The following is a 10,143-nucleotide window of genomic DNA, read 5'->3' as shown; positions in this document are numbered from 1 at the left end:
GTGGCCTGCTCGTCGACGGTGCCGTCGAATTGCTCCGGATCGGTGCTGGCCTCCTGGCCGGCCATGGCGTTCGAGTCGGTGTCGATCGAGCCGCCGGCAGAAGCGTCGTCGGAGGCGGCAGTGGATATCGGCGCCAAGCCGAAGAACAGCGCGAAGATCGCGTCAAACGTCTGCTTCTGCGACAGCCGCGTGACGATCGCTGCTCCGAGGGCGGCGTGGAGGCGTTCGCGGTGAGTGAGAATCCCGGGCACGGCCGCGCAGCGCATCGCATCGAGGGTTTCCGCGGTGCTTACGCGGATGCCGTGGGTCCGCAGGTGCTCGATGAAGGTGAGGATCTCCCGTTCCATCGTGTCGTCCTCACACCGGGCGGCGGCGCGTCCCCGGCCGCCGCTGGTCGGATGCAGTTCCGCGCGCGCCGAAGAAGGCTGCGGCCCCGTGCCGGCCTTTCGTGTCGAAGGAGTCGCGGCGCGCCCTTCGTTCGGCGGCCTCTTCGTCGCTCTGCGGATCTCGTTGTGGCCGAGTCGACGCCGGCGCGGCAGCCGCGGAGGACCGATTCGCAGCCGGGGCGCGGACAGGCTCGGGGGCTGCTGTCGTCGTGGCGGTGGGGGAGTCCGGCTCCGACGATTGCGTCTCGCCGGAACGTCGCCGGATGTGCGCGACGGCGCGGTCGAGGTCTCGCTCGTACTTCATCACTGTGCTCGCGGTGCGTTCCAGCAGCGTGGGGTCCATCTCCGTGGCCCCGAGGACCGACAACGTGCGGGCCCAGTCGACGGTCTCGGCGATGCTCGGCGCCTTGCGCAGATCGAGAGCGCGGAGCTCCTGGACGAGTGTGACGAGCTCGCGTGCGAGGGCATCGTTGAGTCCCGTTCCCTTGCCCTGGACGATCTCCAGTTCTCTTTCGACGTCAGGATAGTCGAGAAAGAGATGAAGACAGCGCCGCTTGAGCGCGGCCGACAGGTCTCGGGTGTTGTTCGACGTCAACAACACCAATGGTGGGTGCGCCGCGCGGATCGTCCCGATTTCGGGAATGGAGATCTGGTTCTCCTCCAGGGTTTCGAGCAGTACTGCCTCGAGGCTCTCGTCGGAACGGTCGACCTCGTCGATGAGCAGAACGACCGGCTGCTCGCTGCGCATCGCCGTCAGCAGGGGGCGTTCGGACAGGAACCGATCGGAGAAGAACACCTCATCGCCGGCGGCGATGATGTCGACCGCCGTGGCCAGGTCGTCGGCATCGGCGACGACCTCGGAAATCTTCTCTCGCAGGATCTGGGTATAGAGCAGCTGCTTTCCGTAGTCCCACTCGTAAAGGGCCTTGGATTCGTCCTGGCTCTCGTAGCACTGCAGTCGGACCAATTCGCGCCCGAGCGCCTTGGACAGGTTGCGTGCGAGATCGGTTTTGCCGACGCCCGCGGGTCCCTCGAGAAGGATCGGGCGGCCGAGGCGAGTGGCTAGGAAGACCGTGGTCGCGATCGCCTCGTCGGGGAGATAGCCGACCTCGCGCAGGCGTGCGGAAACGTCGTCGACGTCGGCGAAAATTTCTGGGTCGCTCATGGTGAGGTCCTTTGCAGCGCGGGGCCGGGTGCGGCGCCGCCCATAGAAAATGAAGCCGGGCGGCGCCGCGGTGAGAGGGAAAGCGATCAGCTGATCAGGTCGTCGAGGTCGCCGTTGTAGCAGTGGTCGACCACGGGGCGAACCGAGTCGAACGTGCACTCGCGTGGGTTGGCGTCGGTGCAGGCGTCGCCGAGCACGTGGTTGGTGATGTCGTCGATCGTCTGATCGTCGCCGAGTACCTTCTTCTTACCCTCGTAGTACGCCGTCGGCCCCTGGCCGAGTCGATTCTTCTCGTGGGTATCGGCGGTGATGTCGGTCATCTTCTCCGGAATGGCGCAGTCGCGCAGCAGGCGGATGGCGGCCTCGACCGCCGCATCTGCGGCACGCGGCGTCGTCATACCCGAGGTGTCGACGCCGAGCGCCTCGGCGATCTTGGCGAAACGCTCGTACTCGGTGGAGAGGTTGAACGCCCACACGCGAGGAAGCGCGATGGCGTTGTTGAGACCGTGGTGGGTGTCGAAGAACGCGCTCGTCGCGTGCGAGATCGAGTGGATGATGCCGAGCCCGCCGGAGTTGAATGCCTGGGCGGCGATGTACTGGGCGTACATCATGCCTTCGCGGGAAGCGAGATCCTCGCCGTTCCACGTCGCCTTGCGCAGATTCTGGCCGACGAGCTCGATCGACCGCAGAGCATTGCCGAGGGAGGGCTCGAAGTTCAGACGCGAGACGTACGGTTCGGAACCGTGGGCGAGGACGTCGAAGCCACACTGCGCGGTGAAGCGGGTGGGGCAGTCGAAGTAGAGAGTCGGATCGTCGATCGCGAGCGTCGCCACGGCGGCGTCATCGAAGGCCACGTACTTGTGCGGCTTGGACGGGTCTGTGGTGGTGTCGGTGATGACGTAGGCCCACGAGGTCTCCGAGCCCGTGCCGGCGGTGGTCGAGATGGCGATGTGCGGCGGGTTCTTCTGGTTCTCGGACTTGTTGAATCCCTCGAACTCGTTGATGTTGCGACCGTCGTGGGCGACGGCGATGCGGGCGCCCTTGCACGCGTCGTGGGACGAGCCGCCGCCGACGGAAATGAACGAATCGCAGTCGTTCTCCATGAACAGCTTCGCGCCGTCCATCGCATTGTAGTCCTTGGGATTGGACTCGACCTTGTCATAGAGCACGACCTCGAGCCCGTGGTACTCGAGCGAGGCCTTGAGATTGGACACGATCTCGGTGCCGCGAAGGCCAGAGGTCATGAGAAGGACTTTCTTGAACCCGAGTTTGAGCGCCTCGGGTCCGACGATCTCCACCGATCCCGGACCCATGAGAGCGCGGGGGAACGGGTGGAACTCCTTGATCGGGAACGGCTTGAGTAACTGATCGACCTGCATGGTGACCTCCGTCGGTCTGAAGAGGCGGAACCAGCGATCCGGCGCCGCCGCGATTGTGATGCAGGTCTCAATGTGGCACTGGGTGACGGCGGTGAGAAGGGCATTTCCCCAAGACTGTTCCGAGGGGCAGGGCAGTGTCGACCAATGGCCAGTGGGCACCTGTCCACTCGGCGAGGTGGCCGTCGTGACCAAGCGGTGAGGTTTCGGCGAGGTGGTGGCTGTCGCGCCGTGTCGGCGGGGTTAGAGGACGCCGAGCTCCCGCGCCCGCTCGATCGTTTGCAGCGCGGCGCTCTCGGCGGGCTGGGTGTAGCTGCCGCCGAACAGGTACACGTGTGCCAGTAGTCCGAACAGCACGTGCGCCGGCAGGTCCTTTCGCCAGCCTTCCGGTAGCGGATGTGCCTCGCAGTACCCCTCGAATATGACGCCGAGGTGCGGGGCGCTGAAGAGTGAGAGCATTGCCAGGTCCTCCAGGCGGTGTCCGCCATGGGCGGAGGGGTCGATGAGAGTTCCCACCGTGCTCCCGCCGGTCGTCGCCCACAGGACGTTCCCGGACCACAGGTCGCCGTGGACCCGCGACGGCGATTCGCGTTCCTGCCCGGCGATCCCGTCGAACGCGCCGGCCGCAATGACGTCGATCGCGTCGGAAACGACGCCGACCTGCGCGTTGGTCATATTAGGCTCGGCCCGTTCGAGCATCGGCCCGAGCCTGTCGGTGGACCAGAATTCGCCGAACTCCTCGCGGGGAGTCGTGGGCACCTCGCTCGGCCGGTGGAGTGGGCCGAACCACGCCTTCGGCGACGGCGAGAACCCGAATGCGGGCGCGCCCGCATCGTGGAGTGCGGCAAGTCTGCGTCCGAATTCGCGGGCGTCGTCCGAGGACGGGCGGCCCGAGGGCAGATACTCGAGCGTGAGCCCACGGGCGTCGACGTCGTAAACCTCGACGACGGGAATCGCCTGCGGTTCGGCGAGCCAACGGAGTCCCGCCGCCTCGGCCTCGAAGAAGCCGTCTGGTGCCGTGCTGTCGGATTTGGAGAACTCGCGCATAGGCACCACGTTATCCGTGCCTGGCGCGGCGGGGCACGGCCCGGCGTGGTCGGACCGTCGGGCGGGTTCGACACGCTGTGTGACGAATTACTTGGTCACAATAAGATAACGGACGCATTTAACAGCTCCCGTTTATCTAGCTGCAAAGTTGAGTAAAACCTCAGGTCTGACACGTTGGGTGCAGGTGTAAAAACCCCAAGTCGCGAATTAGCAACATGGACGAACGTCCAATAAATAATGAGGGACCCCTCACGTTTCTGTGGCACGATGGCTCGCGGATCACAAGAACCACGTTCGCTGGCGCCACTGGCGCGGGGCGTGATTCCCGCAATTGGCGCAAGAACAAGGAGCCCGCTTTCGTGACTATCGATTACCGAGACCTCAAGGCCACTTCCCGGTTCGACGGGGACGAACCCGAAAACGTATCCGAGGCGACGACCGCGCTGGCGGACGAGCTCGAGAGCGGGACGCCCTACGCAGTGGCCTTCGGGGGACAAGGAATCGCGTGGCACGAAGCGCTGAGCGACCTCATCGACGGCTCGATCGTGGCTGATGAGCTCGCTGCGATCGTCGGTGATGCCGAGGTGCTGCTCGCGCCGGTGAGCGACGCGCTATCGATCGCGCGTCCCGCGGGATTCGACCCGATCGGTTGGGCGAACGCGAACCACGAGGACCCCGAGCATGATCGGACCCCCGACGGCGCGGCGCTGAGCGCGGCTGCCGTATCCATGCCGGCCGTGTTCCTCACCCAGCTCGGTGCGCTCCGGGTGCTCGCCGCCGAGGGACTCGATGTCCACGAGATCCCGCCGGTCGCTGCCGTCGGGCATTCGCAGGGTGTGCTCGCTGTCGAGTCGCTCGATACCTTCGGCAGTGCCGATGCCGAACTGCTCGCCGTCGCCCAGCTCATCGGAGCCGCCGCAACTCTCGTCGGTCGCCGGCTGGGGTTGAGCCGTTCAGGAGACCGCTCGCCCATGCGCTCCGTCACGGGCGCGGAAAAGGCCGAGCTCGAGCAAATGCTCACCGAGCTCTTTCCCGATCGCGACTCCGAGCTCCACCGGCCAGTACTCACCATCCGGAACTCGATCCGTCGCCACGTGATCGTCGGGCGTACCGATGATCTCGACCGCTTCGAGCGTCACTGTGCCGAGCGTGAGTCCGTCGAGCGGGCCCGTCGCGAGGCGAAGCTCACCGGCGGAGACCCGTTCGCGCCGGTCTTCGATCACCTTGATGTCGAGGTCGGATTCCACCACCCGGTTCTCGCAGGCGCAGTCGACCAGGTGTCCGAATGGGCCGAGCGCTGTGGCATGGACGTCGACCGCGCGACGACGCTCGCCCGCGCCATCCTCACCGACCCCGTGGACTGGGTCGAGGAGCTGGGCGACGCGGTCCATGCAGGTGCCCGCTGGGTTCTGGATCTGGGGCCGGGGCAGGCGCTCAACAAACTCAACTTCACGGTCCTCCGCGGTCAGGGCGTCGGCTCGGTGCCTGCGGCGACACCGGGCGGCCTGCGCAACCTCTTCACGCCGGGAGCCGCGCCGAAGGTCGAACTACCCTGGAGCGCTCACCAGCCGCGCCTGATCCGACTTCCGGACGGCACTACACATGTAGAAACGTCGTTTACGCGTCTCACCGGAACCTCGCCGATCATGCTCGCGGGCATGACGCCCACGACTGTCGATCCGGCGATCGTCGCTGCCGCGGCGAACGCGGGCCACTGGGCAGAACTCGCCGGCGGCGGGCAGGTCACCGAGACCATCTTTTCCGCGAACACCAAGCGGCTCGCCGAGCTTCTTGAACCGGGCCGCACTGCCCAGTTCAACTCCCTCTTCCTCGATCCGTACCTGTGGAACATGCAGGTCGGCGGCAAACGCCTCGTGCAGAAGGCGCGCGCCGCCGGGATTCCCTTCGACGGCGTCGTCGTCACCGCCGGAATCCCCGACCTCGACGATGCGGTCGAGCTCGTCGACGAACTCCGCGAGGCCGGCATCCGGCACGTGTCCTTCAAGCCGGGAACCGTCGCACAGATCCGCCAGGTCGTGCGCATCGCCACCGAAACGCCGCGCGTCCCGATCATCGTGCAGGTCGAGGGCGGCTGCGCGGGAGGGCACCACTCGTGGGAGGCCCTCGACGACCTTCTGCTCGCCACCTACGGCGAACTACGTGGCCGGCCGAACATCGTCCTTGCCGTCGGCGGCGGAATAGGCACGCCCGAGCGCGCGGCCGACTATCTCACCGGGCAGTGGTCGCTCGACCACGGTTTCCCCGCGATGCCCGTGGACGCCGTGCTTGTCGGCACCGCCGCGATGGCGACACTCGAGGCGACCACGAGCCCTCAGGTCAAGCAGATGCTCGTCGACACCGAGGGCGTCACCGGCTGGGTCGGCGCAGGCCACGCCTCGGGCGGGATGGCCTCGGGCCGCAGCCAGCTCGGCGCGGACATCCACGAGATCGACAATGCGGCCGCCCGCACCGGGCGTCTCCTCGACGAGGTTGCCGGCGATGCGGACGCGGTCGCCGAGCGCCGCGAGGAAATCATCGCCGCGATCAACGCCACCGCCAAGCCGTACTTCGGCAATCTGGACGAGATGACGTACGCCGACGTCCTCACACGCTTTGCCGCACTGTGCGTGGGCGAGTCGGGCGAGACCGGGCAATCGAGCGGCGTCAACGTCTTCGACTCCGGCAGCGACTTCGGCGAGGCCATCGCCAAGGCACAGAACACCGCCTGGCTCGACGTCAGCCTTCGCGACCGATTCCACAAGCTCGTCCAGCGCACCGAGGCGCGCCTCGACCCCCGCGACACCGGATCCATCCCGACGCAATTCCCGACACCGGCGAGCGTCGAGAACCCGGACACGGTCATCGAGGCGATCACCGCCCGCTACCCGGACGCGGCCTCCGGAACGCTGCACCCGGCGGACGTCGCCGAGTTCCTCGCGATCTTCCGCACCCCGGGCAAGCCAGTCCCGTTCGTGCCCACCATCGACGCCGACGTGCGGCGCTGGTGGCGATCGGACTCGCTGTGGCAGGCCCACGATCCGCGCTACGCCGCCGACGAGGTGTGCATCATCCCGGGCACGGTGTCCGTCGCGGGTATCGAGCGAGCCGACGAGCCCGTCGGCGAACTCCTCGACCGCTTCGAGGCCGCCGCCGCGCAGCGACTGTCCGGCACGCAGCCCGACATCGACCCGGTCACCGCCCGCCGCCGCAACACCGCCGATGGCCCGGACACCCTCGTCACCGCAACCCTCGCCAGCCCGGACGTGCTCTGGGCCGGGCGTCTCGTTTCGAACCCGGTACACCGCCTGGGCGAGCCTTCGCAGTGGCTTCTGGATGACGGCGGAGCCGCCCATCATCCCGAGACCGGATCCATCCTCAGCGAAGGACCGGGGGACCGCGAGGTCGTCCTGACCGTGCCCGTCGGCCGCTCGGAGCTCTCGATCACCATCGACCTTCCGGACGCCGTCGCCTCCGGCGCCGTACCGACCATTTCCGCCTCCGCCGCGGCACATTCCATGCGCACGCTGCTGCGCACGGCGGCTGGGGTCGACGAGCTCCCGCCCGTCGAGGGCGGCGAAGCCGAGCTCAACACGTGGTACTCGCCGAACCGCCGCGCGGACCACACCGGGGTCACAGGAGCGTGGATCGCTCCGCCGCTGTCGCCCTCTGCAGGTGTTCCCGACGTGCTCGTCGGCTCCTGCTGGCCGGCAATCTTCGCGGTGATCGGTGCGGCCTCAACCCGCGCCCAGTCGCCGACCCAGGCCGACCGCGCCATCGACATCGTCGAGGGGCTACTTGACCTCGTCCACCTCGATCACGGCATCGTCACACACGCCGCACTTCCGGAGAAGTCCGAAGAGCTTCGCATCAACGCCAAGGCCCGCGGGGTTCGCGACACCGAGCTCGGCCGCGTCATCGACGTCACCGTCGAGATCGCTTCCGCGCACACCGGGGAGCGCCTGGCCACGCTGCGCGAGCGGTTCGCGATCCGCGGCCGCACCGGACAGGCCGAGGCCGGCGAGCCGAACCGCTTCGGCGGAGCACTCGTCTCGGGCGACGGCACCACGGGCGCGAACATCGAGGAGACCTCGCGCCAGCGCCGCGCGAACGTCACCTTCACCGCGCCCCTGGACATGAACGCTTTCGCACTCGTCTCCGGCGACCACAATCCGATCCACGTCTCGACCACGGCCGCCAGGCTGGCCGGGCTGGGCGACGTCATCGTGCATGGCATGTGGCTGTCCGCCGCCGCACAGCAGGCCGTCCAGGCAAGCGATGGAACGACGCCTGCGCCGCGGATCGTCGGTTGGACCGCGCGCATGCTCGCTCCGGTGCGCCCGGGGGCCCGAATCAGCGTCCGCGCCGAGCAGACCGGACGCGTCGCCGGCGGTCCGCACCTCGGCGGCCAGGTTCTCGAGGTCACGTGCAACGTCGATGGCTCGCCGGCGATGATGGCGACCGCGATCACCGCACCGCCGCGCACCGCATACGTGTTCCCAGGCCAGGGAATCCAGTCTGCGGGCATGGGGATGGAAGGCCGCAACCGCAGCCGCGCCGCCCGCGAAATCTGGGACCGCGCCGACGAGCACACGCGCGCAAAGCTAGGTTTTTCGATTCTCGCGGTAGTGCGCGACAACCCCACCGAGGTGACCGTTCGTGGCACCACCTACCGCCACCCGGACGGGGTTCTCTACCTGACGCAGTTCACGCAGGTCGCGATGGCGTGCCTCGCCGTAGCGCAGGTCGCCGAGCTCCGCGAGGACGGTCTGTTCATCGACGGGTCCTACTTCGCCGGCCACTCCGTCGGCGAGTACACCGCGCTCGCCGCGATCTCCGGGACCCTCAGCCTCGAATCGCTTCTCGAGATCGTGTTCAAGCGCGGCCTTGCGATGCACACGCTCGTCCCGCGCGACGAACAGGGCAACTCGAACTACCGCCTCGCGGCGATCCGTCCTTCGCAGATGGGCGTCGCCGACTCTGACGTCGCCGACTGGGTGGCCCGGGTGTCCGAGGAATCGGGAGAGTTCCTGCAGATCGTCAACTACAACCTCGCCGGATCCCAGTACGCGATCGCCGGAACCGTGGCGGGCTGTGATGCTCTGGAGTCCGCCGTCACTACTGCCGTAGAGCGGCACGGCGGGAAGGCCGCCTTCGTGTTGGTGCCGGGTATCGACGTGCCGTTCCACTCGCAGGTGCTGCGGGACGGCGTGCCCGAATTCCGCGCCACTCTCGACTCGCTGATCCCGCACGAGATCGATATCGACGTGCTCATCGGGCGCTACATCCCGAACCTCGTTCCCCGCCTGTTCTCGCTGGACCGCGAGTTTGTTGCCGAGATCTCGGACTACGTCGACTCCGCGACTCTCGACAACGTCCTCGACAGCTGGGACGACTGGGCTGCGCAGCCGAATGCACTCGGCCGGCTCCTGCTCATCGAGTTGCTGGCCTGGCAGTTCGCGAGCCCTGTCAGGTGGATCGAGACGCAGGACCTGATGTTCGACCCGTCCGCCGACGGCGGGCTCGGTATCGAGCAGTGTCTCGAGGTGGGCGTCGCGTCCGCGCCGACGCTGGCGAATCTCGCAGCGAAGACGCTCGCGCTCCCGCGGCACGAAGGTTCGGCTCTCACGCAGGTACTCAATATCGAGCGCGATGCCGCGACGCTGTGGGGCACACTCCCGCCGAGTATCGACGAAGAGGACGAAACGGATGTAGAGGACGAGGACGCGGCAGAGACCACGACGGACGCCGCGCCGAGCGAGACCGCCTCCGCGGCGGCTGCCCCTGCGGCGCCGCAGGCGGCTGCCGACGCGCCGCGACCGGACGACATCGCTTTCGACGCGGGCGCCGCAACGAAACTCATCGTCGCGCTGCGCACCAAGATCCGCCCGGACCAGATCACCGGTTCCGACTCGATCGAGACACTGTGTGATGGTGTCTCCTCGAGGCGTAACCAGCTGCTTGTCGACCTTGGTTCCGAGCTCGGCCTCGGCGCGATCGACGGCGCAGCAGAAGCAGAGTTCACCGATCTGACCGGCACTGTCGGGCGCATGGCCCGCGCGTACCGCGCCTTCGGCCCCGTCCTCACCGACGCGATCGGCGACTCGCTGCGCCCGGTGCTCGGCCGCTCCGGCAAGCGCCAGAGCTACATCGCCGACCGCGTAAAGAACAC

General features: G+C 67.5%; 4 protein-coding genes and 1 pseudogene. 1 reads left to right on the top strand and 4 read right to left on the bottom strand.

The window, feature by feature from the left end; translation table 11 throughout:
* The 4 genes and pseudogenes from K8V11_RS10510 to K8V11_RS10495 form a co-directional block, all read right to left on the bottom strand.
* Positions 1 to 347 (bottom strand): annotated as a pseudogene (locus K8V11_RS10510) (hypothetical protein); the annotation flags it as partial.
* 10 nt (positions 348 to 357) lie between these two features.
* On the bottom strand, positions 358 to 1,551 hold the full coding sequence (locus tag K8V11_RS10505) for a MoxR family ATPase (RefSeq protein ID WP_303913759.1): 1,194 nt from the start codon (positions 1,549 to 1,551) through the stop codon (positions 358 to 360).
* 86 nt (positions 1,552 to 1,637) lie between these two features.
* A complete protein-coding gene (gene mdo, locus K8V11_RS10500) occupies positions 1,638 to 2,930 on the bottom strand; it encodes an NDMA-dependent methanol dehydrogenase (RefSeq protein WP_303913756.1) in 1,293 nt (430 codons plus the stop codon).
* A 240-nt stretch (positions 2,931 to 3,170) separates the two neighbouring features.
* Positions 3,171 to 3,974 carry a fructosamine kinase family protein gene (locus K8V11_RS10495; RefSeq protein WP_303913753.1) on the bottom strand — a complete coding sequence of 268 codons (804 nt, stop codon included), beginning with the start codon at positions 3,972 to 3,974 and terminating at the stop codon, positions 3,171 to 3,173.
* A 359-nt stretch (positions 3,975 to 4,333) separates the two neighbouring features.
* Between K8V11_RS10495 and K8V11_RS10490 the strand changes: the two genes are divergently transcribed.
* The coding region (locus tag K8V11_RS10490; RefSeq protein ID WP_303913750.1) for a fatty acid synthase subunit beta domain-containing protein at positions 4,334 to 10,143 on the top strand (5,810 nt) is incomplete at its 3' end.

The organism is Dietzia timorensis (genome assembly GCF_020742175.1).
GTDB lineage: Bacteria > Actinomycetota > Actinomycetes > Mycobacteriales > Mycobacteriaceae > Dietzia > Dietzia timorensis_A.
The sequence above is the reverse complement of the archived record's forward strand: the minus strand, read 5'-3'. Positions and strand labels throughout refer to the sequence as shown.